General features: G+C 60.0%; 28 protein-coding genes. 20 read left to right on the top strand and 8 right to left on the bottom strand.

All coding sequences use genetic code 11. The annotated features are described in order from the left end of the window. The first annotated feature begins 36 nt into the window (after positions 1-36). The 6 genes from LD28_RS0103065 (at position 37) to LD28_RS0103040 (ending at position 6,225) form a co-directional block, all read left to right on the top strand. Positions 37-1,299 carry a GntP family permease gene (locus LD28_RS0103065; protein WP_033135542.1) on the top strand — a complete coding sequence of 421 codons (1,263 nt, stop codon included), beginning with the start codon at positions 37-39 and terminating at the stop codon, positions 1,297-1,299. Positions 1,300-1,308: 9 nt separating this feature from the next. Then, positions 1,309-2,442, top strand: coding sequence for a glycerate kinase (locus LD28_RS0103060; protein WP_033135541.1), 1,134 nt, complete (start codon positions 1,309-1,311; stop codon positions 2,440-2,442). 227 nt (positions 2,443-2,669) lie between these two features. Beyond that, positions 2,670-3,233 (top strand): NnrU family protein, encoded by a 564-nt coding sequence (locus LD28_RS0103055; protein WP_033135540.1) that lies wholly within the window; start codon positions 2,670-2,672, stop codon positions 3,231-3,233. Between the two features lie 58 nt (positions 3,234-3,291). Further along, entirely contained in the window at positions 3,292-3,828 is a 537-nt protein-coding gene (locus LD28_RS0103050) for a glutathione peroxidase (protein ID WP_033135539.1), read from the top strand. 82 nt (positions 3,829-3,910) lie between these two features. After that, complete coding sequence (locus tag LD28_RS0103045; RefSeq protein WP_033135538.1) at positions 3,911-4,846, top strand: LysR family transcriptional regulator; 936 nt, start codon at positions 3,911-3,913, stop codon at positions 4,844-4,846. Between the two features lie 182 nt (positions 4,847-5,028). Further along, on the top strand, positions 5,029-6,225 hold the full coding sequence (locus tag LD28_RS0103040; RefSeq protein WP_033135537.1) for a NupC/NupG family nucleoside CNT transporter: 1,197 nt from the start codon (positions 5,029-5,031) through the stop codon (positions 6,223-6,225). A 101-nt stretch (positions 6,226-6,326) separates the two neighbouring features. Here LD28_RS0103040 and LD28_RS0103035 read toward each other — a convergent pair whose 3' ends face one another. The 5 genes from LD28_RS0103035 to LD28_RS0103015 all read right to left on the bottom strand — a co-directional run bounded on the left by LD28_RS0103035 (position 6,327) and on the right by LD28_RS0103015 (position 9,323). Continuing rightward, positions 6,327-6,746 (bottom strand): DUF4426 domain-containing protein, encoded by a 420-nt coding sequence (locus tag LD28_RS0103035; protein WP_033135536.1) that lies wholly within the window; start codon positions 6,744-6,746, stop codon positions 6,327-6,329. 43 nt (positions 6,747-6,789) lie between these two features. Next, a complete protein-coding gene (gene yggU, locus LD28_RS0103030) occupies positions 6,790-7,092 on the bottom strand; it encodes a DUF167 family protein YggU (protein WP_021230942.1) in 303 nt (100 codons plus the stop codon). Beyond that, entirely contained in the window at positions 7,092-7,643 is a 552-nt protein-coding gene (locus LD28_RS0103025; protein ID WP_033135535.1) for a YggT family protein, read from the bottom strand. Before LD28_RS0103025 ends, yggU begins: the two co-directional genes overlap by 1 nt. Positions 7,644-7,654: 11 nt before the next feature. Continuing rightward, complete coding sequence (gene proC, locus LD28_RS0103020) at positions 7,655-8,479, bottom strand: pyrroline-5-carboxylate reductase (RefSeq protein WP_033135534.1); 825 nt, start codon at positions 8,477-8,479, stop codon at positions 7,655-7,657. 142 nt (positions 8,480-8,621) lie between these two features. Continuing rightward, positions 8,622-9,323: a YggS family pyridoxal phosphate-dependent enzyme gene (locus LD28_RS0103015; RefSeq protein ID WP_033135533.1), complete on the bottom strand. Its 702-nt coding sequence runs from the start codon at positions 9,321-9,323 to the stop codon at positions 8,622-8,624. A 39-nt stretch (positions 9,324-9,362) separates the two neighbouring features. On the opposite strand from LD28_RS0103015, the gene tapT reads away from it, so the two are divergent. The 4 genes from tapT (at position 9,363) to LD28_RS0102995 (ending at position 12,976) form a co-directional block, all read left to right on the top strand. Further along, the gene (gene tapT / locus LD28_RS0103010; RefSeq protein WP_033135532.1) at positions 9,363-10,397 is read left to right on the top strand and encodes a type IVa pilus ATPase TapT; all 1,035 of its coding nucleotides are present in this window, start codon (positions 9,363-9,365) and stop codon (positions 10,395-10,397) included. A 28-nt stretch (positions 10,398-10,425) separates the two neighbouring features. Beyond that, complete coding sequence (gene tapU / locus LD28_RS0103005) at positions 10,426-11,535, top strand: type IVa pilus ATPase TapU (protein WP_033135565.1); 1,110 nt, start codon at positions 10,426-10,428, stop codon at positions 11,533-11,535. 47 nt (positions 11,536-11,582) lie between these two features. Further along, on the top strand, positions 11,583-12,356 hold the full coding sequence (gene yaaA / locus LD28_RS0103000) for a peroxide stress protein YaaA (RefSeq protein WP_033135531.1): 774 nt from the start codon (positions 11,583-11,585) through the stop codon (positions 12,354-12,356). Positions 12,357-12,550: 194 nt separating this feature from the next. Then, positions 12,551-12,976 (top strand): hypothetical protein, encoded by a 426-nt coding sequence (locus LD28_RS0102995; protein ID WP_033135530.1) that lies wholly within the window; start codon positions 12,551-12,553, stop codon positions 12,974-12,976. Between the two features lie 365 nt (positions 12,977-13,341). On the opposite strand, the gene LD28_RS0102990 is transcribed toward LD28_RS0102995, so the two are convergent. Then, positions 13,342-13,833, bottom strand: a complete 492-nt coding sequence (locus tag LD28_RS0102990) for a methylated-DNA--[protein]-cysteine S-methyltransferase (RefSeq protein ID WP_033135529.1) — start codon at positions 13,831-13,833, stop codon at positions 13,342-13,344. A 31-nt stretch (positions 13,834-13,864) separates the two neighbouring features. Beyond that, the gene (arfB, locus tag LD28_RS0102985; protein ID WP_033135528.1) at positions 13,865-14,281 is read right to left on the bottom strand and encodes an alternative ribosome rescue aminoacyl-tRNA hydrolase ArfB; all 417 of its coding nucleotides are present in this window, start codon (positions 14,279-14,281) and stop codon (positions 13,865-13,867) included. Between the two features lie 201 nt (positions 14,282-14,482). Here arfB and glnK point away from each other — a divergent pair, with 201 nt between their 5' ends. From glnK to LD28_RS0102960, 5 genes are all read left to right on the top strand, one after another. Continuing rightward, entirely contained in the window at positions 14,483-14,821 is a 339-nt protein-coding gene (glnK, locus tag LD28_RS0102980) for a P-II family nitrogen regulator (RefSeq protein WP_005341406.1), read from the top strand. 258 nt (positions 14,822-15,079) lie between these two features. Continuing rightward, complete coding sequence (locus LD28_RS0102975; protein ID WP_156120090.1) at positions 15,080-16,087, top strand: Fe(3+) ABC transporter substrate-binding protein; 1,008 nt, start codon at positions 15,080-15,082, stop codon at positions 16,085-16,087. 39 nt (positions 16,088-16,126) lie between these two features. Next, a complete protein-coding gene (locus LD28_RS0102970; protein ID WP_033135526.1) occupies positions 16,127-17,752 on the top strand; it encodes an ABC transporter permease in 1,626 nt (541 codons plus the stop codon). Positions 17,753-17,833: 81 nt separating this feature from the next. Then, a complete protein-coding gene (locus LD28_RS0102965) occupies positions 17,834-18,868 on the top strand; it encodes an ABC transporter ATP-binding protein (protein WP_033135525.1) in 1,035 nt (344 codons plus the stop codon). A gap of 103 nt (positions 18,869-18,971) precedes the next feature. Further along, the gene (locus LD28_RS0102960; protein WP_033135524.1) at positions 18,972-19,877 is read left to right on the top strand and encodes a Dyp-type peroxidase; all 906 of its coding nucleotides are present in this window, start codon (positions 18,972-18,974) and stop codon (positions 19,875-19,877) included. A gap of 318 nt (positions 19,878-20,195) precedes the next feature. Here LD28_RS0102960 and argR read toward each other — a convergent pair whose 3' ends face one another. Continuing rightward, on the bottom strand, positions 20,196-20,666 hold the full coding sequence (gene argR, locus LD28_RS0102955) for a transcriptional regulator ArgR (protein WP_005340378.1): 471 nt from the start codon (positions 20,664-20,666) through the stop codon (positions 20,196-20,198). Between the two features lie 201 nt (positions 20,667-20,867). Between argR and LD28_RS0102950 the strand changes: the two genes are divergently transcribed. The 5 genes from LD28_RS0102950 to mdh all read left to right on the top strand — a co-directional run bounded on the left by LD28_RS0102950 (position 20,868) and on the right by mdh (position 24,847). Continuing rightward, positions 20,868-21,608: an ATP-binding cassette domain-containing protein gene (locus LD28_RS0102950; RefSeq protein ID WP_033135523.1), complete on the top strand. Its 741-nt coding sequence runs from the start codon at positions 20,868-20,870 to the stop codon at positions 21,606-21,608. Positions 21,609-21,632: 24 nt separating this feature from the next. After that, complete coding sequence (locus tag LD28_RS0102945) at positions 21,633-22,370, top strand: transporter substrate-binding domain-containing protein (protein ID WP_033135522.1); 738 nt, start codon at positions 21,633-21,635, stop codon at positions 22,368-22,370. 3 nt (positions 22,371-22,373) lie between these two features. Further along, positions 22,374-23,024, top strand: coding sequence for an arginine ABC transporter permease ArtQ (gene artQ / locus LD28_RS0102940; protein WP_033135521.1), 651 nt, complete (start codon positions 22,374-22,376; stop codon positions 23,022-23,024). Between the two features lie 3 nt (positions 23,025-23,027). Next, positions 23,028-23,690, top strand: a complete 663-nt coding sequence (artM, locus tag LD28_RS0102935) for an arginine ABC transporter permease ArtM (RefSeq protein ID WP_033135520.1) — start codon at positions 23,028-23,030, stop codon at positions 23,688-23,690. 221 nt (positions 23,691-23,911) lie between these two features. Continuing rightward, positions 23,912-24,847, top strand: coding sequence for a malate dehydrogenase (mdh, locus tag LD28_RS0102930; protein WP_033135519.1), 936 nt, complete (start codon positions 23,912-23,914; stop codon positions 24,845-24,847). Positions 24,848-24,860: the final 13 nt, after the last annotated feature.

Here is a 24,860-nt window from a genome sequence, read left to right as displayed (position 1 = left end):
TAATGGCGAGCACTCTATCTATCCAAGGTGCCCGTCATGATCCCAGTTACCGCGCTTGGCGCCATCGCTGCGCTCTTAATCGCCATCATCCTCATTCTGAAGAAGGTGCCGCCCGCTTACGGCATGATCGTGGGTGCCCTGGCCGGTGGCCTGATTGGCGGTGCTGATCTGACCCAGACCGTCGCCCTGATGATCGGTGGCGCCCAAGGGATCACCACCGCGGTGATGCGGATCCTGGCGGCCGGTGTGTTGGCCGGCGTACTGATCGAATCTGGCGCGGCCACCACCATCGCCGAGACCATCGTCAAAAAGCTCGGTGAAACCCGTGCCCTGTTGGCGCTGGCGCTGGCGACCCTGATCCTGACTGCAGTCGGCGTGTTCGTGGACGTGGCCGTCATCACGGTCGCCCCCATTGCGCTGGCCATCGCTCGTCGTGCCGATCTCTCCAAGGCGGCGATCCTGCTGGCGATGATTGGTGGCGGCAAGGCGGGCAACGTCATGTCCCCCAATCCCAATGCCATCGCGGCGGCGGATGCCTTCCATCTGCCCCTCACATCGGTGATGGCGGCCGGCATCATTCCGGGTCTGTTTGGTCTGGTGATGGCCTACTGGCTGGCCAAGCGTCTGAACAACAAGGGCAGCAAGGTTGCCGCTGACGAGGTGGTGAGCTTCGAAGGCACCAAACTGCCAGGCTTTGCCGCCGCCATCAGTGCGCCGCTGGTTGCCATCCTGCTGCTGGCTCTGCGCCCGGTCGCCGGTATCGTGGTGGATCCGCTGATTGCACTGCCGCTCGGTGGTCTGGTCGGCGCCCTGATGATGGGCAAATTCAGCAAACTGAACCAGTTTGCGGTCTCCGGCCTCTCCCGTATGGCGCCGGTGGCCATCATGCTGCTGGGTACCGGTACCCTGGCAGGCATCATTGCCAACTCCGGTTTGAAAGATGTGCTGATCAGCGGTCTGACCGCCTCCGGTCTGCCCTCCTACCTGCTGGCGCCCATCTCCGGTGCCCTGATGTCGCTGGCGACCGCCTCGACCACCGCCGGTACCGTGGTGGCCTCCAACGTATTCAGCTCAACCCTGATTGAACTGGGGATCAGCAGTCTGGCCGGGGCGGCGATGATCCATGCCGGTGCCACCGTGTTTGACCACATGCCTCACGGCTCCTTCTTCCATGCTACCGGTGGCAGTGTCCACATGGGCGTGGGTGAGCGTCTCAAGTTGATCCCGTACGAAACCGCGGTCGGCCTGACCATTGCAACTGTCTCCACCCTGATGTTTGGCGTGTTTGGCCTCGCCTAAGGAATTGATATGAAAATTGTTATTGCCCCCGATTCATTCAAGGAGAGTCTGAGCGCCATGGCGGTGGCTGATGCCATCGAGGCCGGTTTCAAACAGGTGCTGCCGAATGCCACCTACGTCAAATTGCCGATGGCCGATGGCGGCGAAGGCACGGTGCAATCCTTGGTGGATGCCACCGGTGGCCACATCCTGCCAGTCGAAGTGACTGCGCCGCTCGGTAACAAGGTGCAGGGCTTCGTCGGCCTGCTGGGTGATGGCGAGCGTGCCGTCATCGAGATGGCGGCCGCCTCCGGCATCCATCTGGTGGCGCCGGAGCAGCGCAATCCGCTGCTCACCTCCAGCTTCGGGACCGGTGAGCTGATCCTGGCTGCGCTGGAGATGGGGGTGAAGCACTTGATCCTCGGCATTGGCGGCAGCGCCACCAATGACGGCGGTGCCGGTATGATCCAGGCGCTCGGTGGCAAGCTGCTGAAAGCGGATGGTGCGCCTATTGCACTGGGCGGTGGCGGTCTGGCTGAGCTGGCGACCATCGACCTGAGTGGCCTGGACTCCCGTCTGGGTGAACTGGTTATCGAAGTGGCCTGCGATGTGAACAACCCGTTGTGCGGTCCGAAAGGGGCCTCTGCGGTGTTTGGCCCGCAGAAGGGGGCGACCCCCGAGATGGTGGCGCAACTCGATGCCAACCTTGCCCGCTACGCCGACTGCATCGAACAGGCGCTCGGCAAGCAGGTGAAGGATATTCCGGGGGCGGGCGCAGCCGGTGGTATGGGCGCCGCGCTGGTCGGTCTGCTCGGTGCCGAGCTCAAGCCCGGCATTCAGATCGTGATTGAAGCCCTGAAGCTGGCCGATGAAGTGGCCGATGCAGATCTGGTCATCACCGGCGAAGGGCGCATCGACAGCCAGACCATCCACGGCAAGACGCCAATCGGTGTCGCACGCTGCGCCAAGCAGTTCGGCAAGCCGGTGATCGGTATCTCCGGTTGCCTGACCGACGATTGCGGTGTGGTCCATGAGCACGGGCTGGACGCGGTATTCGCCGTGGTCAACCGCGCCATGTCCCTGCCGGAAGCTCTGGCCAGCGCCAGCACCAATATCGAGCTGACCGCGCGCAATGTGGCCGCGCTCTATCGGTTGCCCCGCTGATTTTTTTGGTCGGTGCCTGCTATCCGGGCATCGACCATTCCTTGCCCCGTGAGGAGGCCATTCTCATTTCATGAGAAATCCGGTTGCCCTTAGCACTTTTGCCGATCCATCGAGATCGGCTTTTTTTATCTCCTTTGCGCTCACTGCGTTTTGCCGTCCCATTGGTTTCTATAGGCGCATCTCTCCCTTTGCGGCATAGTGGTCGAACCAAGTACAAGGAGAGACTCATGTTCCTGCTGACCCTGGGGGTTGCGCTGTTTACCCTGATCCATCTCTACCCCTGTTTTGCGGTGGCCCAGCGGGCACGGCTGCGCGAACGGCTGGGTGAGAATCGCTACAAGGGGCTCTTCTCTCTGCTGGTGTTTGTCGCCATCGCCTGCATCATCGCGGGCTGGCGCAGTGCCAGTTCGTTGCCGCTCTACTTCCTGCCGGATTGGGGGCCGATGACCATGACGGTGATGATGCCTTTCGCGCTCATCATCTTCTGCTCCGGTCTGGGGCCCAATCATCTGCGCCGTTGGCTGGTGCATCCCCAGCTGCTCGGCACCCTGATTTGGGCGGTGGCCCATCTGCTGGTTAACAGCGAGGCGCGATCGCTGGTGCTGTTTGGCGGTATCGGGCTCTGGGCGCTGGTGAGCATCGTCTGGATTTCGGTGCGGGATTGGCAAAAAGCGCCACGCTCGGCAGCCAACTGGATGGGCACCGGTATCAGCGTCGGGGCGGGATTGGCGGCCACCGCACTGCTGGTCTTCTGGGGCCACGGCTGGCTGACCGGCATTCCCCTGTATTGAGAGTGAACTGCGGGTGTCGTAACCGCGTATGACGGACAAAACAAAAGGAGTTTTGGCGATGAAATGGTTCACTCTGTTGCTGTTATTGGGGGCTGGTGCGGCCTCTGCGGCGTGCCCCGATTACTTCAATGTGGAGATGCGGGAGCTCAACAATGCCCAGCGCCACAACCTCTGTCAGCTTACCGAGGGCAAGGTGGTGCTGGTGGTCAATACCGCCTCCTATTGCGGCTACAGCGGCCAGTTCCGCGATCTGGAGAAGCTCTATCAGAGCTACAAGAATAAAGGGCTGATTATTTTGGGTTTCCCCTCCAACGACTTCTGGCAGGAGGCGGGCAACGAGACCAAAACTGCCGAGGTGTGCCGCCGCGACTATGGGGTGACCTTCCCCATGTTCAATCGGGTGGCGGTACGAGGATCCGATGCGGTGCCGCTGTTCAAGGGGCTGGCGGCGGCCGCCGACGGGGATGAGCCGAACTGGAACTTCCACAAGTATCTGGTGGGGCGCGATGGCAAGTTGATCGCCAGCTATGGTTCCAACCAGAATCCGGCCGACGACCCCCTCAAGTTGCAGATCACCCGGGCGCTGGGGCTCTGACCCTACCCCTTGGCGGGCGGCTCTGGAATAATGGGCTCCCGCCACTCAATCTGGTTATTTTGTGCTGCAACGTCTTCCCCAAATGGTGATCTTCGATGCGCTGGTGCGCGAGCAGGGGATCTCTGCCGCCGCCCGCCGTCTCGGGGTCTCCAAATCCCATATCAGCAAGCAGCTGGCACTGCTGGAGACCACCCTCGGCGCCCAGCTGGTGCAGCGCACCACCCGCCGCTTCGTCCTGACCGAGTTGGGTCAGGAGTATGCCCGTCACTGCCATGCGCTGGTGGCGGTGGCGCAGGAGGCGGACTCCATGATCGCCGAGCGGCGCGGCAAGGTGAGCGGCGTGCTCCATCTCGGGGTGGGTCAATCCTTCGGCCGCATGCATGTCATTCCCCATCTCAAGGCATTTCAGGACTGCTATCCCGAGTTGGAGCTGGAAGTCTCGCTGTTCGACCACAGAACCAATCTGGTGGATGAGGGGCTGGATCTCTGGCTCACCACCTATGAGGACAAACCGGAAGGGCTGGTGGGGCAGCGGTTGGCCGACATCGGCTTCGTGGTGGTGGCCTCGCCGGATTACCTGCTGAGCCACGGTACCCCGCTCCATCCGAAGGATCTGGCCCAGCACAACTGCATCACTTACCAGAGTCGGGAGCGGCGCTATCATCAGTGGTCGTTCCGGCAGGGCAAGGATCGTCAGACGGTGCAGGTGGCGGGCAACTATCGGGTGGATATGGCGGAGGCGGTGCGCGATGCTGCGCTGGCCGGGCTCGGCATCGCCTATATCGCCAACTACCTGCTGGACAAAGAGCTGCAGAGCGGCAAGCTGATCCCGGTGTTGCCCGGGTGGCGACCGAACCAGCAGATGGCGGTGCACGCCGTTTACGCCCGGCGCGAACATCTGGATCCCAAGATCCGCCTCTTCATCGATTTCCTCAAGGCCCGCTTTGGCCCCGAACCCTATTGGGAGCAGCGGCTGGCCCCCTGGCTTGGGGGGAAATTGTCCGGCGGTGAGGAATGATTGTTTCCATATAAGAACTCTCGATTTCTCCTGATACTAAAATCGAACCAAATCAGCCAGTTGGCGCAACCGATATCGTGCAAACGTTTTTGCTAACAGGGTTGTAACCAAGCGGACTTGCAGTGACGGGGGGAGAGGCGCAGAATCCGCGCCCATCTTTTGCCCCACCTGATGGAGTCCCTATGATTGCCCTGCTCGGCATCCTGAGTATCCTGGCGCTTGCCGTGATCTGCTCTGATAATCGTCGTCGTATCCCGTTGCGAACAGTTGGCCTTGCCCTCTGCCTGCAAATCATGTTTGCCGGTCTGGTGCTCTGGCTGCCTGCCGGTCAGCACGTGCTGAACGGGGTTAGCGAGAGCGTCAGCAGCGTGATCGGTTATGGTCAGGAGGGGATCGCCTTCCTGTTCGGCGATCTGGCCAAGTTCAAGCTGGGCTTCATCTTTGCCTTCAACGTATTGCCGGTCATCATCTTCTTCTCTGCGGTGATCGCAATTCTCTACCACATCGGCATCATGCCGCGAGTGATCGCCCTGCTGGGTGGCGGCCTGCAGAAGCTGCTGGGCACCGGCCGCGCCGAAAGCCTCTCCGCGACCGCCAACATCTTCGTCGGCATGGTGGAAGCGCCGCTGGTAGTCAAACCCTACCTCTCCAAGATGTCTGATTCCCAGTTCTTCGCGGTGATGAGCTGCGGCCTTGCCTCCGTCGCCGGTGGTACCCTGGTGGGTTATGCCAGTATCGGGGTTGAGCTGAAATACCTGATCGCGGCCGCTTTCATGTCGGCCCCTGCCGGTCTGGCGATGGCCAAGATCCTGGTGCCGCCTGCGGCCGAAGAAATTGACCACTGTCAGGATGTGGAGATCCCCCGCGCTACCAACGTGATTGAAGCGGCGGCCGATGGCGCCATGTCCGGCCTCAATATCGCGGTGGCGGTCGGTGCTACCTTGCTGGCCTTCGTCGGCGTGATTGCCATGCTGAACGGCCTGCTCGGTTGGGCTGGCGGTTTGGTGGGGCTGGACCTGAGCTTCCAGATCATTCTGGGCTGGCTGTTTGCCCCCGTCTCCTGGCTGATCGGTGTGCCCTGGGAGCAGGCACAAGCCGCTGGCGCCCTGATCGGCACCAAGATCGTGGTCAACGAGTTCGTCGCCTTCATCGGTCTGGTGCAGGATCAGACCCTGAGCGAGTCAAGCAAGGCCATCGTGACCTTTGCTCTGTGTGGCTTCGCCAATATCTCCTCCATGGCGATCCTGATCGGCGGTCTGGGCTCCATGGTGCCGGAACGCAAATCCTTCATCGCCCGTTACGGCATGCGCGCCATTCTCTCCGGCGTGCTGGCGAACCTGATGAGCGCCTGTCTGGCCGGTCTGTTCCTCGCCCTGTAACAGACGGCGGCACGGACTGGATGCAACAAGGGCGCCCTGATGGCGCCCTTGTCATATGGATAAAAGAAGCCCCGACCAAGGTCGGGGCTTCTTGTTGCTGCTCAGTCGACGTAGAAGGTCTGCTGGAAGCTGAGGTTCTGTTGCTGCCCGCCACCCATGATCTTAAGGGTGAACTGATAGGTGTCTTCGTTGCGGTAGGGGAGGGTCGCCAGATAGTAGATGGCATCGCCCTCTTTTACCTCCTGAAAGCTCAGGGTGCGGATGGTGCCGGTCAGGTTCTTGGCCTCACCGGTGATCCCCACGGCTTGCGCCACTTTCTGCTTGTCCTGTACCGCGATATTGATGATGGCGTTGTAGCGGCTGCGCTCCAGTCCATATGCCTTGGCGACCTCGGGGGTGAGGAAGCTGGAGTTGAAGGCGTTGTAGTGCACCAGCCAGGGCCCCAGCTCCTTCATCTGTTCTGCCTTGAGCGGCAGGGTCATCAGCAGTGCCAGCAGGCCACTCATCCAGGCTGTTTTCATCTGTCATCCCTCTCATATCTACGGTTGGCGCAGGCCGATTCATTCAGCCTTGCGTGTCATTCAGCAGTGCACTCACTTCTTGCGGCAACTGTTTGGGGCTGTCGATGGCGACGGTTTTGTGCCGCCCCAGCTCGCCCCGCACTATGGTGACCTGTCCCTTGGCCACCTTGAACTGCTTGGCCAGAAACTTGATCAGATGGCTGTTGGCCTGGCCATCGACGGGCGGCGCCGTGATGGCCACTTTCAGCTCTTCGCCGTGCAATCCGATGATCTGATCCCGACTCGCTTTGGGCTGGATCACCAGATGCAGTACCAGTTCATCCCCTTGTTGCAGGACGGCTGGCATCAAATCATCCACCACAGCTGGCCGAACAGGTCACCCAGCAGGTAGTTGATGGCTTGCAGGCCGATAAAGGCGACCAGCACCGAGAGATCCAGCCCGCCCAGTGCCGGCAGTACGCGGCGGATAGGGGCGAGGAACGGCTCGGTCAGCTGATGCATCACGTATTCGATGGGGTTGCGGCCCTGGCTGACCCAGCTCAGGATGGCGCGGATCAGCAGTACCCAGAAGATCATCGAGCCCGCTTTCTTCAACACAGTCAGTGCCGCGAAAAGGCTGAGGCTGAGCCAGTCCGCCAGCAGCACGTTCATGCTCTTGAGCAGGGCCAGCTTGGCGAAGGCGATGACCAGTGCCAGCACCACGGAGGCGAGATCGATGCCGCCAAAGCCCGGGATAACGCGGCGCAGCGGGATCACCAGCGGATTGGTCAGCTTCACCACCATCTGGCTCATCGGGTTGTAGAAGTCGGCGCGGGCCCACTGCAGCCAGACGCGCAGCAGGATCACCATCAGGTAGAGATCGAAAACGGTGTTAATCAGAAAGTAAGCAGTGTTCATCTGGGCTCCTGTTAGAAGAGGGTTTCCATTTCGGTGGCGCGAGCAACGGCCGCCTGCATGGCTTGCGCAGTCAGCGGCATCAGCCCCTGCTGCTGGAAGGTGTTGATCGCCTCAAAGGTGGTGCCGCCCTTGCTGGTCACCTGCTCACGCAGGGTTTGCAGCGCCAGCTCAGGGTTCTGCTCCACCATGGCGGCTGCACCCAGCGCGGTCTGCTGCACCAGCAGGCGTGCCTGTTCGGGCGAGAAGCCCATCGCCTCTGCCTCTTCGGCGATGGCCTGCATAAAGAGGAAGAAGTAGGCCGGGGCACTGCCCGCCGCGGCGATGACGCCGTTGATACCGGACTCCTGTTGCACCCAGAGGGTCTTGCCAACCGCCTGCATCATCTGCTCGGCAAAGTCGCGATCGCGGGCTCCAATATGCTCGGGGGCATAGAGGCCGGTCATGCCCAGACCCAACAGAGCCGGGGTATTGGGCATAGTGCGGATGATGCGGTGGTGGCCACCGGCCATCTCGCCAAGGCGCGCCACCTTGATACCGGCCGCGATGGAGATGAGTAGCTTGCCCTCAAGGGAGCCCAGCTCGGCAACCAGCGCAGCCAGCATGTCGGCCATCAGCTGCGGCTTGACCGCCAGCACGATCACCTCGGCGTCGCGGGCAGCCTCAATATTGGACTGGGTGATGCGAATGCCGTAGTCGCTGGCCAGTGCCTCCAGCTTGGGCAGGCTGGGGTTGGCGGCAGTGATCTGCCCGGCGGGGTAGCCCGCCTTGACCAGTCCGGCGATGATGCTGCGGCTCATGTTGCCCGCGCCGATAAAGGCCAGAGTTCTATGTTGCATCAGATGCTCCTGTTGCACATGCGGTCGCGGCGGGGTTGGTGCTGCCTGCACAACCTGACGCCAGAATTCGGTGTTCCATCAAACGCTCCTGTTGATGAGGTCGCGGCAAGAGGCGGACGTATGGGTTATCCGCTGGCCTTGCCTATGAGTAGTCACGGGCGCCGAAGATGGCGGTGCCGACCCGCACCATGGTGCTGCCATGGGCGATCGCGAGTTCGAGATCTTCGGTCATGCCCATCGAGAGGGTATCCACCGTGGGGTATTGTCGCGCAAGCTCGGTGAACAGAGTCTGCATACGGGCCATTTGGGCAGCCAATACGGTCTCATCGCTGGTGTGTTCAGGAATCGCCATCAGCCCCCGCAGCACCAGCCGTTCACGGTGGGAGACCAGCTCGGCAAGGCGGAAAATCTCTTGTTCCGACGTTCCGGATTTGCTGCTCTCTCCGCTAATATTGATTTGCAGACAAATATTTAGCGGTGCCATGCTGGCGGGACGCTGGTTGTTGAGGCGGTCGATCAGCTTGTCCCGATCCACGCTCTGCACCCAGTCAAACCGTTCGGCGACCAGTTTGGATTTGTTCGATTGCAAAGGGCCGATAAAGTGCCACTCTATGTCGCTATATTCCGGCTGCTGGCGCAAGGTATCGATCTTGGTCGCCGCTTCCTGGGCGTAGGATTCGCCAAAGCAGCGCTGACCTGCGGCATGGGCGGCCATGACGGCTTCGACGGGCTTGGTCTTGCTCACGGCAAGCAGGCGGATCTGCTGCAGGTTGCGGCTCGCCCGTTCGGCGGCCTGGGCAATACGTTCCTTTACCTGAAACAGGTGCTGGGCAATCTGGTTCATATTTCGTTAGTGATCTTGTGATGGGAGAATGACAAGTCTATGGATATCACAGAGTTATTGGCTTTCAGTGTAAAGCATAAAGCCTCGGATCTACACCTCTCGGCCGGGGTTCCCCCGATGATCAGGGTTGATGGTGAGGTTCGCAAGATCAATTTGCCCGCCCTGGAACACCGGGAAGTGCATGCCCTCATTTACGACATCATGAACGACCATCAGCGCAAGGAGCTGGAGGAGAACTTCGAGGTCGACTTCTCGTTCGAGGTGCCCAATCTGGCCCGCTTCCGGGTCAACGCCTTCCAGCAGGCGCGCGGCTCCGGCGCGGTATTTCGTACCATCCCCAGCACGGTGCTGAGCCTCGAAGATCTCGATGCGCCGGAGATCTTCCGCAAGATTTCCGAGTTCCCGCGCGGTCTGGTGCTGGTGACCGGCCCGACCGGTTCAGGTAAATCGACCACCCTGGCGGCCATGGTCAACTACATCAACGAGAACTTTCATCACCACATTCTCACCATTGAAGACCCCATCGAATTCGTCCACGAGAACAAGCGCTGTCTGGTGAACCAGCGGGAAGTACACCGCGATACCAAGAGCTTCAGCAACGCCCTGCGCTCGGCACTGCGGGAAGACCCGGACATCATTCTGGTGGGCGAGATGCGTGACCTCGAGACCATTCGTCTGGCCATGACTGCCGCCGAAACCGGCCACCTGGTGTTTGGCACCCTGCACACCTCGTCGGCGGCCAAGACCATCGACCGTATCATCGACGTCTTCCCCGGCGCCGAGAAGGACATGGTGCGCTCCATGCTCTCCGAATCCCTGCGGGCGGTTATCTCCCAGACCCTGCTCAAACGCATTGGCGGCGGCCGGGTGGCAGCCCACGAGATCATGATGGGTATTCCGGCGGTGCGTAACCTGATCCGGGAGGACAAGATTGCCCAGCTCTACTCGGTGATCCAGACCGGGATGACCCACGGCATGCAGACCATGGATCAGAGCCTCAAGCAGCTGGTGAGTCGCGGCGTGGTGGCCTCTCTCGATGCCAAGGCCAAGGCCGTCGATCCCAACAGCGTTTAAGAGACTCGAACCCAGGGAGGGATAAATGATGAATCTGGATGATCTGCTGAGCGAGCTGGTGGAGAAAAAAGGGTCGGATCTGTTTGTGACGGTGGGCTCGCCCCCCACCCTCAAGGTGAACGGCCATCTGGTGTCACTGGGGGGCGAGGTGCTCGACAAGAAGGGAGCGCTGACGCTGGTCAGGGATACCCTCAGCAGCGATCACTTCGAGCGCTATATCCGCACCAAGGAGGCCAACTACGCGATTTATCGCGAGGCGCTTGGGCGTTTTCGGGTCAGCGCTTTCTGGCAGCAGGAGTTGCCCGGCATGGTGGTGCGCCGAATCGAGACCCGAATCCCCACCTTTGAAGATCTGCAGCTGCCCAATATCCTGCAAGAGGTGGCGATGGCCAAGCGGGGGCTGGTGCTGTTTGTCGGCGCCACCGGGGCGGGTAAATCCACCACTCAGGCAGCGATGATCGGCTATCGCAACCAGCATGCCGATGGCCACATTCTGACGGTGGAAGACCCGGTGGAGTTTGTTCATCAGCATGGCCGCAGTCTGGTGACCCAGCGGGAGGTGGGGATAGATACCGAGTCGTTCGATGTGGCGCTGAAAAGCTCGCTGCGTCAGGCACCGGACGTGATCCTGATTGGCGAGATCCGAAGTACGGATACCATGGAGTTTGCCCTGCAATTCGCCGAGACGGGCCACCTCTGCCTCGCCACTCTGCATGCCAACAATGCTAATCAGGCGCTGGATCGCATCCTCCATCTGGTGCCGCAAGACAAACATCGCCAATTTCTGTTCGATCTCTCTTTCAACCTCAAGGCCATCGTTGCCCAGCAGCTGGTGCCGAGCGTGGATGGCAAGCGGCGCTGTGCGGCATTCGAGATCCTGCTCAATACCCCGCTCATTACCGATATCATCCGCAAGGGAGAGATGCACCGCCTCAAGGAGGTGATGACCAAATCCTCCGATCTGGGCATGCAGACCTTCGATCAGGCGCTCTTCAGCCTGTTCTGCGCTGGCCAGATTGGCTACAGTGAGGCCCTCGCTCATGCCGATTCAGCCAACGACCTGCGGCTGCTGATCAAGCTCTCCGGTCGTGAGCAGTTGGGTTCCGGCACGCTGGACAATGTGACGCTGGATGAATGAATCATGGGGCCGCTCTGCCGTTCGGCCCCTCGCCATAAAGGAACGTTATGCTGATTGTGGTTTCCCCGGCCAAGACGCTGGATTACGAGTCGCCGCTGGTGACCCCCCGTTTCACCCAACCCGAGCTGCTGGATCACTCCGCCGAACTCATTAGTCGGGCTCGCCAATTGAGCCCGGATCAAATTGCCACCCTGATGAAGATCAGCGACAAGCTGGCGGGCCTCAACGCCGCTCGCTTTGCCGAGTGGCAACCCGACTTCACACCGGCCAATGCCCGTCAGGCGCTGCTGGCCTTCAAGGGGGATGTCTACACCGGGTTGGCGGTAGAGGATTTCAGCGAGGCCGATTTTGACTTCGCTCAGGCACACCTGCGGATGCTCTCCGGCCTCTATGGGGTGTTGCGCCCCCTCGATTTGATGATGCCCTACCGGCTGGAGATGGGGACCAAGCTCGACAATGGTCGCGGCAAGGATCTTTACCAGTTCTGGGGGGTGGTGATCACTCACCACCTCAATGAGGCGCTGGCCGCGCAGGGGGATGAGGTGCTGATCAATCTGGCATCCGACGAGTATTTCAAGTCGGTACGACCCAAGAGCCTGACAGGGCGGATCGTCACGCCGGTGTTCAAGGATGAGAAGAACGGCCAGTTCAAGATCATCAGCTTCTACGCCAAGAAGGCGCGCGGCATGATGGCCCGTCACATCATCAAGCACCGTCTGACCGAGGTGGAGCAGTTGACCGGTTTCAACGCCGAGGGTTACTACTTCGTGCCGGAAGAGTCGGACGCCAGCACCCTGATGTTTAAACGCGCCGAAAATTAATTACAAAAAGAGGGAACCAATCTTTCGACCCGCGGGTCTGAATATATGAATCCTCTGTTGTAAGCACTTTTTATTCGCCGACGTTTGATACGTCGGCTTTTTTATGGCCGTTTTTATTGTCCATCGATTGCCTTCGCCGGGACTATGTGGTTCAGATAGACTCAAGACAGGGAGTGAGTGGTCGCGAGGTTTATATGGAACAGAAAAATGCCATTCGGCAGGTTGCCGTACCTTGGGCTCCGTCCCGCCAGCTCCCGCCAGGACTGGTTGTGGCCGAGCTGCATCAGGATCTCTGGAGCGACTCCCTGACCATCATGCTGGGGCGGGCACGCAGCATCGATCTGCCCCCGCAAATCCTCTGCCGGGTCTATTTTCGCCACATCTATGCCTTGCGGGTGATCGAGGATTGCGACTTGGCCGAGGGGAAGGATAGCCACGCCATCGAAGAGCAGATCCAGCTCATTACCCCATCCCGTTTTGCCAGCTGGTTCCATCAGGAGTCGGACGGTCTGCATCTGGATGAAGATCTGCAGCACTATCGCATCTCTACCTGGGATTATTGCGCCGATGTGCTCACCTCCTCTACGCCGGAACTGCAGTTCCTGCCCCAGAGCGAGTAGTCAGCTGTCACGCCAGAGGCGAAGGGTGATCCTTCGCCTTTTTGTTTTTACGGTGGTGCAGATTTTGTCGCGCTCAGGCCACTCAGCTAGAGGGTTGGCTTGTTGCGTTGGCACAAAAAAAGCGCCTCAGAGGAGGCGCGGGGAAAAAAGACAGATTGGAAGCGTCACATGGGTGCTACTTGAATCAGCGAATGAGCCGTGCCATTCAAGTATGGAGTCATCATGCCAAGCTCAATCTGAAGTAGTTCTGAGGCGATTCTTCATTTTCTGTTCATCTTGTCAGCAAAGCGGTGCCACTGGATGAAAGCCTTTTCACTTCTGCGGCCAGATGATTTGCATCTGGCTCATGCACAAAGCACAGGCATTTACGGGGCAAGCTCGAATGTCGTGCCTGCCTGCTCCAGTGCCAGCAACCAGCGCTTGATGGGAATGCCGCCAGCATAGCCGGTCAGATCGCCGCTGCGTCCGATCACCCGATGGCAGGGCACTATGATGCTGAGCGGATTGCGACCATTGGCGGCACCCACCGCCCGCACCGCCTTGGGATTGCCGATAGCCTGGGCAATTTCGAGATAGCTGACGGTCTCGCCATAGGGGATATCGCACAAAGCGCGCCACACCGTTTGCTGGAACGGGGTGCCCTTCGCTGCCATGGGCAGGTCGAACTGCTGTAGCTTTCCGGCGAAATAGGCGGTGAACTGGGCGAGATAGGGGGCCAGCGCCTGGTCATCCCGTTGCCAGTCAGCGTGCGGCATGACGGGCCGTTCGCCGTGCATGAACTCCACGTGGCGCAGGCCATCCTGATCGATGGCGACCAGCAGGGGGCCGCGGGCGCTGTCGCAAAAACTGTATTTCATCGGCTGACATCCTTTGGAGGGCTGGGGTGGCTTAGTCCAGTACCGGCTTGCCGCGGGTGGATTTGATATCCCCCTTGCGCTTCTTGGCATCGACTCGCTTGCGCTGGGAGCTGCGGGTCGGCTTGGTGGCATGGCGAGCCTTGGGGCGCCAGGCTGCTTTCTTTAGCAACTCCACCAGACGGCTCATCGCCTCCTTGCGGTTCATGTCCTGGCTGCGATGGCTCTCGACCCGGATCAGGATAAAGCCGTCGTGTACCCGGCTGTCGCTCAGCTTGTCGAGACCCTCCTTGTAGAGCGGGGTGAGGCTTGGAGAGTTGCGGTAATCGAAGCGCAACCAGACGGCGGAGTCGGTCTTGTTGACGTGTTGTCCGCCGTTGCCCTGTGCCCGCATGGTCTGAAATTGCAGCTCATGCCAGGGCAGGGTGACGCTGTTGGAGATAACTAACATGCTGTTTTGCTCTTGTTTGGTGCATACCCGCTGGCCGCTGCAGCATGGTGCCTCATTATGGGGCGTGCTGGCCGGTTATGGGGATGTGCCTGGGGAATGGCGCAGGCATTAAACTCTATCTATATGAAATAAAACAATAAAAATACTTGGCATAAGAATTGAAGCCCGATTCATGACACACCATGGATTGGGAGCAACCAGATGAAGCTGATTAGTGCGATTATCAAACCGTTCAAGTTGGACGATGTCCGCGAGGCTATTGCCAACCTGGGGGTGGAAGGGCTGACCGTGTCCGAGGTCAAGGGATTTGGCCGCCAGAAGGGACACACCGAATTATACCGGGGAGCCGAGTATCAGGTCGACTTCCTGCCCAAGGTGAAGCTGGAGATTGCCACCGCCGATGATAACGTGGAAGGGGTGATCGAGGCGATCTGCAAGGCGGCCTATACCGGCAAGATCGGTGACGGCAAGATTTTTGTCTATGACCTGCTGCAGGCGGTGCGCATCCGCACCGGCGAGAGTGACGACGAGGCGCTGTGATGAATCGCTTCCGTGACGTACAGATCCGCTGACCTCCCTACCTCGGGGAAATCCCGATGGGGTGAGAGCTCATTGAAGCCTGATTAACATAACGTTTTGCTCAGAAGAGGCCGGATGGGATTCCATCCGGCCTTTTTATTTTCCAGCGGTTAAATATGTGATGTGACGACGCGACTCTTCCTTGATCCCTCTGGTGGTAATATGCAGAATGCAAACGGCAATTGTTCTCACTCGATTTAGCAACTCAAGGAACGGATGATGAAAATGAAGATGTTGGCACTGGCTTTCTCTGCGTTGGTTGCCCAGTCGGCGTTGGCGGCTGGCGAGGTGAATGTCTACTCCAACCGGCAGGATGAGCTGATCAAGCCCATCATCCAGCAGTTCGAGAAGGAATCTGGCATCAAGGTCAACGTGGTGTTCGCCAAAGAGGGGTTGAACGAGCGTCTGGAGCGGGAAGGCAAACTTTCCCCGGCCGACCTGATGCTGACGACCGATATCAGCCGTCTGACCGATCTGGTGGAGAAGGGGCTGGTGCAGCCGGTTGAGAGCAAGATCCTGCAGGAGAACATCCCCGCCAGCTATCGCGATCCGGAGAACCGCTGGTTCGCCCTGACCACCCGGGTGCGTGCCATCTACTCCAGCAAGGATCGCCTCGGCAAGCTCGACACCATCAGCTACGAAGATCTGGCCAAGCCTGAATTCAAAGGGAAAATCTGCACCCGCAGCGGCAAGCATGAGTACAATGTGGCGCTGGTCTCCTCGATGATTGTCCATCACGGCATGGCCGAGACCAAGAGCTGGCTGGAAGGGGTCAAGGCCAACCTGGTGCGCAAGCCGCAGGGCAACGACCGGGATCAGGTCAAGGCGATCAAGGATGGCATCTGTGATGTATCGCTCGGCAACAGCTACTATCTGGGCGCCATGTTGAAAGATCCGGCGCAGAAGTCCTGGGCGGATGCGGTCTATATCAACTTCCCGAACCAGGCTGACCGCGGTGCCCACGTCAACGTGAGCGGCGTGGCCATGACCAAGTATGCCAAGAACAAAGAGGCCGCCCAGAAGCTGATGGAGTTTCTGGCTGGCGACACTGCCCAGCACATGTATGCGGACGTGAACGCCGAGTATCCGGTCAAGGCCGGGGTCGAGCCTTCCGCCATGGTCAAGTCCTGGGGCAGTTTCAAGTCTGACGCACTACCGGTCAGCGATTACGCCAAGCACCGCAAGGACGCCTTGCAGTTGCTGGATGAAGTGAAGTTCGACTTGTAATCAGATGGGGCCAACGGCCCCATCAACCTCTGTGGTCTCATGAAAAATTTTGGATGGATTACCGGCAGCTGGGCCACCGCCCTGCTGCTGGCTTTACCGGTGATTGCCCTTGTTTTCTCTGCCTTCTCGGCTGAGGGAGACCTCTTTCGCCACCTCGCCGATACCGTGCTACTCGATTATCTGGCCAATACCCTGGGGCTGGTGGTCGGCGTGGTATTGCTCAGCCTGCTGTTTGGCGTGCCTACCGCCTGGCTGGTGGCCATGTGTCAGGTGCCGGGGCGGCGCGCTCTGCAATGGGCCTTGATGCTACCGATGGCGATGCCCTCCTATATCGTCGCCTACGTCTATACCGATCTGCTCGACTATTCGGGCCCGCTACAGGCCGGGTTGCGCGCTCTCTTTGGCTGGAACAGTCCGGCCGATTACTGGTTTCCGGCCATTCGCTCCCTTGGCGGCGCCGCCTGGGTGCTGGCGCTGGTGCTGTTCCCCTATGTCTATCTGCTGACCCGCGCCTCTTTTCTGGAGCAGTCGGTCAGCCTCATTCACTCCAGCCGCCTGCTCGGCTGTACCCCTTGGCAGAGCTTTCGCCGCCTCAGTTTGCCGCTGGCGCGCCCCGCTATCATGGTGGCGGTATCGCTGGTGGCGATGGAGACGTTGGCTGATTTCGCCACCGTCCACTTCTTTGCCATCAACACCCTGACCACGGCGGTTTACGACACCTGGCTCGGTTACGGCAGTCTGGCTACCGCCGCCAAACTCTCCTGCCTGATGCTGTTGGCAGTGGTGCTGCTGATCGCGCTGGAGCGCCGTTCGCGCAGTCGGCAGCAGGTGTTCCAGAAGTCGATGGGCCATGAGCAGCCGCTGCGCTATCCGCTCAGGGGGATTAGCCGCTGGCTGGCCGGTCTCTGGTGCTGGGGGCTGGTGCTGGCCGGTTTCGCTCTGCCGTTCATCATCCTGCTCGATTACGGGGTGCGCTACTTCGAGTTGTCGTGGACGCCGGAGTTTGTCCGCTTCGCTGGCAACAGCTTAGCTATCTCGGCGCTGACCGCCCTGCTGGCGATGGGCATCGCCCTGCTGCTCGGCTTCTTCCGCCGCCTCGATGGCGGGATCAAGAGCCTGCTGCCCCTGCGCATCGCCGCCATGGGTTATGCCATGCCGGGCACCGTGCTGGCCATCGGGGTGCTGGTGCCGCTCACCGCTCTCGATTTTGCCATCAACGATCTGGCCGAGTGGCTGGGGCGTCAGGGGCCGGGCTTGCTGCTGACCGGCACCATTACCGCCATCGTGTTCGGTTATCTGGTGCGCTTTGTGGCCATCGCCATCGGCTCGGTGGAGAGCAGCATGGGCAAGATCTCCCCCAGTCTCGACATGGCGGCCCGCTCCCTGGGGCAGGGGGATGGCGCCATGCTGCGTCGGGTCCATCTGCCGCTGGTGCGCCGCGGTCTGTTTGCCGGCGCCATGCTGGTATTCATCGAATCCATGAAGGAGCTGCCCGCCGCCCTGCTGCTGCGGCCGTTCAACTTCGATACCCTGGCGACCCACGTCTACCAGTTCGTCTCGGACGAGATGCTGGAGCGCGGCGCGCTGGGGGCTATCGTCATCGTGCTGGTGGGGCTGTTGCCGCTGATCTGGGTCAACCGTAGTCTGGACAGCCCGAGCCACTGAGTCGCCCCGTCGGCCAATGAAATTGCATGCGGTGTGCTGATCGAAAGGCAGCGCACCGCCAGAAACTAGAGGAAGTCAGCCTTGTCTTGCTTGCAGGTTGAAAATGTCAGTTGCCGTTACAACGGCCGCAATGTGCTGGAACAGCTCTCCCTGACGGTGGCAGACAACGAGATTGTCTGCCTGCTGGGGGCCAGTGGCTGCGGCAAAACCACGCTGCTCAAGGCTATCGCCGGGCTGCTGCCGTTGGCAGAGGGCACGATTCGCCTTGGCGATACCCTGCTCGATGGGCCGAGTGCCAGCGTGCCGCCCGAGGCGCGCAATATCGGGATGATCTTTCAGGATTACGCCCTCTTCCCCCACCTGACGGTGGCCGACAACGTCGGTTTTGGTCTGACCAAACTCGATCGCCGGGCTCGTCAGCAACAGGTTGAAGAGGCGCTGGCGCTGGTCAATCTGCAGGGGCTGGGGGATCGTTACCCGCATCAGCTCTCCGGTGGTCAGCAGCAGCGGGTGGCCATCGCCCGGGCGCTGGTGTGCAAGCCGCGGCTGATGCTGCTGGATGAGCCCTTCTCCAACATCGACACCCAGGTGCGGATGAAGCTGATCCTCGAGATCCGTGCCCTGCTCAAGCAGCAGGGGATCGGCGCCATCTTCGTCAGTCACAGCAAGGAGGAGGCGTTCGCCTTCGCCGATCGGCTGGCCCTGTTTCGCGCCGGTCACATCGAGCAGGTGGGTCAGCCGGAGCAGCTCTATCGCCGCCCGCAAAACCGCTTCGTGGCGGAGTTTCTCGGCGGGGTCAACTATCTGGCCGCCGAGGTGGTGGACAGCCACTGCGTGCAGACGGCGCTCGGGGTTATCTGTGGCAGCGAGCCCCATGGTCGCGCAGTAGGCGAGCAGTTGCAGCTGATGCTCAGACCCCAGCAACTGTTGCTGGAGAGCGCCGCTGAGGGCGAGCTCAAGGTGGTGGAGCAGCAGTTCCTCGGCCATCACTGCCGGGTGCTGTTCGAGTGTGGTGAGCTGCGGCTGGAGGCGAGCATTGGCGAGCCCCTTGAAGGGATGCGAGCGCAGATCAAGGTTGCCCCCCATACGCTGGTGTTGTTTGACCCGTTACCCTGAACGCGTGATATCGTCGTGAAATCAAAGAACTGGAGCTGCTCTGGTTTATAATCGCGCAACGCTAATAGCCCATAACGCTAACGCCTACTCAGGGGAGAGATATATGAAAGCCCAAGCCGGGATCTGCGCAGAGTCGAATCTGCACGCCCTCTATCTGATGTTCAATCGTACCGGCGATGCCGCCGAACTGGTCGGCCGTCTGGCCAAACTGCCCGCCCTGTGGCAGGCGGTCGCTGCCGATTTTCCCGATGCCGGTTTCAGCGGTCTGGTTGCCGTTGGTGCCGACGCCTGGGATGGTCTCTATCCTGCCGCCCGTCCGCCCCAGTTCCGCAGCTTTATGGCGCAATCCGCCAACGGTCAGGAAGCGCCCAACACCCCGTTTGATCTCTTCGTGCAGTTGCGCGCCGATCGGGTGGATGTGCTGCACCACGCTGGTCACCGCGTGATGGCGCTGCTGGCTGGACTGGTCGAGCTGGCCGAAGAGGTGCGTGGCTTCCGCAATCTGGATTGCCGCGACCTGACCGGTTTCGTCGACGGTACCGAGAACCCGCAGGATGAGCACCGTGCCGAAGTGGCGCTGTTGGCCGATGGCGAGTTTGCCGGTGGCTCCTACATCCACGTCCAGCGCTGGGTCCACGCCATGAGCGACTGGGAGAAGCTGGCACAGAAAGAGCAGGAAGACATTATCGGTCGCACCAAGCCCGACAACATCGAGTATGAGTCTGCCGCCAAGCCGCTGACCGCCCACATCAAGCGGGTCAACCTCAAAACCCCGAAAGGGGAGTCCATGGAGATCCTGCGCCAGAGCATGCCCTGGGGCACCATGACCGAGCAGGGGCTCTACTTCATCTCCTGCTGCCGCACTCCGCAGCACTTCAACGCCATGCTGGCCAGCATGTACAAGGGGGAGGGCAGCCACTTCGACCACCTGCTGCGCTTCACCAAGGCAGTGACCGGCGCCGCCTTCTTCGCCCCATCGGAAGGTTTTTTGATGGCGCAGGGCAAGTAATAGCGGGCGTGACAGAGCCACCTTCCCCCTCGTGCCGCCAAGTGCGCAGAGAGCGCCCGGTTACCAACGAGATCGGGCGGTGGGTGTGGCCTGTTATGGTCTGAGTGCTTCTGACATTGCTGGCTAGATTGTTTCGCTGGTGCAACGAAAATCAATTTTTGCCCGTGATAAGTGCAACAATCTCGATCAACATCGCGAGGATGGGCGCAGAGAGAGGAGGCAGAACAGACTCCCGATCTTGTGGCTCACCAAACAAAAATCCCGGCCTTGGCCGGGATTTTTCGTTCTGGCGTGGCCGCTATGATGCGGCGGCGGCCATTACGGCGTCTGTTCGAACAGCTCGAGGGCGGAGAGGTAGAGCTCTTCGATATCGGTGTCGCTGGTCGGAGTGATGAAGATGGTGTCATCACCGGCGATGGTACCGAGGATCCCCTCTGCCTTGCCGAGAGAGTCGAGCAGGCGGGCGATCAGCTGGGCTGCGCCCGGGCTGGTGTGGATCACCACCAGTGCGCCGTTGTGGTCGACGTCCAGCACCAGATTCTTGAGCGGGCTGGAGGTGGTGGGCACGCCCAGTTCCACCGGCAGGCAGTAGACCATCTCCATCTTGGCGTTGCGAGTGCGAACGGCGCCGAAGCGGCTCAGCATGCGCGATACCTTGGACTGGTTGATGTTCTCGAAGCCCAGCTCTTGCAGGGCGGTGACGATTTCTGCCTGGGAGCCAAAGCGCTCTTCTTTCAGCAAGGCTTTAAAGGCCTTGGCCAGTTTTTCTTGCTTGTCGTTGTGTTTCATCTTGGTCTCACGAATGAGGAGGTGTGGCGGCCTGTGTGACACAGGCGGCAGATACGAACAGCGAGGCCATTTTGCATTCATATGCCGTTTTTTGCAAGGAAGCGGCGCTTGTTCTGCATATTGATTCAAAAATGGCTTGCATCAACCTCTATTAGGGATAGAATCGGGATGAAATTTTGAAAACTTATTCAATTGGGCTGTATGGGTATTGAATTAATAGGTATCGAGAAGTCCTGGCACAAGGTGCCGGTTCTGCAACAGGTCAGCTTTCGGACATCCCCCGGTGAAACCTTGGTGTTGCTGGGCCCGAGCGGTGCTGGCAAGAGTTCCCTGCTACGGATGATGAACCTGCTGGATACCCCGGATGCGGGTGTTCTGCGGATTGGCGAAAGTGAATTTTCTTTCCCGAGCGCCCTCTCTGCTGCCGAATTCAACCGCCAGTCCCAACTGCTGCGTCGCAAGGTGGGGATGGTGTTCCAGCAGTACAATCTCTGGCCACATCTCACTGTGATGGAGAATCTCATCGAAGCGCCGGTCAAGGTGCTGGGCATGAGCAAGGAGGCCGCCATCGAGAAGGGGGCCTACCTGCTGGCCCAGCTGCAACTGGCCGACAAACGCGATGCCTGGCCTGCCCGTCTTTCCGGCGGCCAGCAGCAGCGGGTGGCCATTGCCCGTACCCTGATGATGGACCCGGAAGTGCTGCTGTTTGACGAGCCGACCGCCGCCCTCGATCCCGAGATCACCAAGGAGGTGGCCGAGATCATCCGCAACCTGAGCCAGACCGGTATTACCCAGGTGGTGGTGACCCACGAGGTAGATTTTGCCCGCAAGGTGGCCAGTCAGGTGATTTATCTGGAGAAGGGGCGGATCATCGAATCCGGCACCGCTGCCATTTTCCAATCTCCGCAAACCAGCCGGTTTGCCGAATTCTTGATGCATTGATATTGAATCGATAAGGAAGCTGTCATGAAAAAGAGTCTGTTGTTGGTTGCTGCCATGGGGCTGTTGAGTACCTCCGTCATGGCCAAAGAGATCAAGTTCGCCACCGAGGCCACCTACGCGCCGTTCGAATACTTGGATGACAAGAACGAGTTTCAGGGTTTTGACATCGATCTGGCCCGTGCCATCTGCGAGCAGGCCAAGCTGGAGTGCAGCTTCCACAACCAGGCCTTTGACAGCCTGATCCCCAGTCTGAAATTCCGTCGCTATGATGCCGCCATCGCCGCCATGGACGTGACCCCGGAGCGCTCCGCTCAGGTCGATTTCTCCGACATCTACTACGAGAACTCGGCGGTATTTGTGGCCAAGAAAGATGCCTTCAAAGGGCCGGAAGAGCTGGTGGACAAGACCGTCGGCGTGCAGAACGGCACCTCCCACCAGTCCTATCTGGTGGATAACTGGGTGAGCAAGGGTCTGCTGACCGTGCCGTACGCCAGCTACCAGAGCGCCTTCCTCGACATGATGAATGGCCGTACCGACGGTGTGTTTGCCGATACCGCGGTCGCTGCCGACTGGCTGAAGCAGCACAAGGAGTATGCGGTGGTGGGTACGCCGGTGACCGATGCCAAGTACTTCGGTACCGGCTTTGGCATCGCGGTCGCCAAGGGCAATCAGGAGCTGCTGACCCAGCTGAACAAGGGGCTGGCCGAGATCAAGGCCAACGGCACCTATCAGAAAATTTTCGACAAATACTTCGCGCAGTAAGCCATGTTGAGCCTGTTGTTGGATGCAGCCTGGATGACCCTCGGGCTGGCCTTGGCATCACTGGTCGGGGGCATGGTATTGGCACTGGCGTTCAGTGCCGCCGAGCTCAGCAAGCAGCGTGCGCTGGTGTGGCCGGTGGCCACACTGACCACGCTGATCCGTGGCCTGCCCGAGTTGCTGGTGGTGCTGTTCATCTACTTCGGCTCGACCCAGGTGTTGTTCCTCATCACCGGCGAGTATGTGGAGTTCAGCCCGTTCGCCTGTAGCGTGCTGGCGCTCTCCCTGCTGTTTGCCAGCTATGCGACCCAGACCCTGCGGGCGGCGCTCAATGCGGTGCCTTCAGGTCAACGGCTGGCGGCGCTGGCGTTGGGGTTGAGCAAGAGCCACATCTTCTTTCGCATCGTGTTGCCGCAGGCGTGGCGTCACGCCCTGCCGGGCCTTGGCAACCAGTGGCTGGTATTGCTGAAAGATACCGCGCTGGTGTCGCTTATCGGGGTCAACGAGATGATGCGTCAGGCGCAGATGGCCTCGGCCAGTACCTATGAGCCCTTTACCTGGTATGCCGCCGCCGCCCTCATCTATCTGGCTATCAGTCTGGTGAGTGAATATGGCCTGGGCCTGGCTGCCCGCTACACCCGCCGCTACGGAGGCTAACTGATGCAAGAGTATCTCGTTACGTTGCTGGGCGGTCTGGTCACCACGCTGGAGCTGACTCTGTTCAGTCTGCTGCTGGGGATAGCTCTGGCGGCCCTGATGACCTGGGTGCTGGAGTTGCGCCTGCCGGTGGCGACCCAGCTGGTGCAGCTGTGGGTGCTGATCTTTACCGGTACGCCGCTGCTCATTCAGATCTTCCTGATTTACTACGGGCCGGGTCAGTTCGAGTGGCTGAAAGCCAGCCCGTTCTGGCCGCTGCTCAAGCAGCCCTGGTTCTGCGCCGTGCTGGCGCTCGGTCTCAACACGGCGGCCTACTCCACCCGGTTGTTCAAGGGGGCGCTCGATGCTATCCCGGCCGGTGAGATAGAGGCCTGTCGGGCGCTGGGCTTCTCTGCTGGCCAGACCCTCTGGATGAAGGTGCGTCACGCCGCTCGCCATCTGGTGCCTGCCTACTCCAACGAAGTGATCCTGGTGCTCAAGGGGAGTTCCCTCGCCAGTACCATCACCATCATGGACATCATGGGGCTGGCGCAGGGGTTGAACGCCCAGACCTACGATACCCTGGCGGTGTTCGGGGTGGCTGGCGGGCTTTATCTGGCGATGAACGGATTGTTAACAATTGGTTTTCGCTGGTGTGAAAAACGGGCGTTGGCATTTCAATCCTGAATCCTGTTTATATACCTCTTTATGGGTGGGTGAGGCGCAGAAAAACTGTGCTTCCCCTCCAACTTTTTATATTTCCCTCCAATTTTCGTTCCCGCTTGTCTCTTGGCTCACAGAACCCGTGACTGCAACTGTTATCAGATTGTTTTTTATAGGGGGATCCATTAAGGTTGGGCGCACAACAACAAATAACCTTAAACCTACGCTTAAACATGGAGTTGATCATGAAAGTTGCCGTTCTGGGTGCCGCTGGTGGCATCGGTCAAGCCCTCGCTCTGCTGTTGAAAAATCGTCTGCCGGCCGGTTCCGAACTGAGCCTGTATGACATCGCCCCGGTCACCCCGGGTGTGGCCGTTGACCTCAGTCATATTCCTACCGACGTCGCCATCAAGGGCTTCTGCGGTGAAGATCCGACCCCTGCGCTGGTTGGCGCCGATGTGGTGCTGATCTCTGCCGGTGTGGCACGCAAGCCGGGTATGGATCGTTCCGACCTGTTCAACATCAACGCCGGTATCGTCAAGAATCTGGTGGAGAAGTGCGCGGCCACTTGCCCGAAAGCACTGATCGGCATCATCACCAACCCGGTCAACACCACTGTGGCCATCGCCGCCGAAGTGCTGAAGAAAGCCGGTGTCTATGACAAGCGCCGCCTGTTCGGTGTCACTACCCTGGACGTGATCCGCGCCGAGACCTTCGTGGCTGCCGCCAAAGGGCTGAACGTCGACAAGGTACGCGTCAACGTGATCGGTGGTCACAGTGGCGTCACCATCCTGCCGCTGCTCTCCCAGATTGAAGGTGCCTCCTTCACTGCTGAAGAAGTGGCTGCCATGACCAAGCGCATCCAGAATGCCGGTACCGAAGTGGTGGAAGCCAAAGCCGGTGGCGGTTCTGCCACTCTCTCCATGGGTCAGGCTGCTTGCCGTTTCGGTCTGTCGCTCATCAAGGGTCTGCAGGGCGAAGCCAACGTTGTTGAGTGCGCCTACGTGGAAGGCAACGGCGAGCACGCCACCTTCTTCGCGCAGCCGGTGCGGCTGGGCAAGAACGGCGTTGAAACCGTCCTGGATTACGGCAAGCTGAGCGCCTTCGAGCAAGAGGCGATGGAAGGCATGCTGGCGACCCTGAAAGCCGATATCCAGCTGGGTGTCGATTTCGTCAAGTAAGCGGGTCAACCGT

Origin of the sequence: Aeromonas finlandensis (assembly GCF_000764645.1) — a bacterium.
Classification (GTDB): Bacteria; Pseudomonadota; Gammaproteobacteria; order Enterobacterales; family Aeromonadaceae; genus Aeromonas; species Aeromonas finlandensis.
This window is presented reverse-complemented; position numbering and strand designations above follow the sequence as displayed.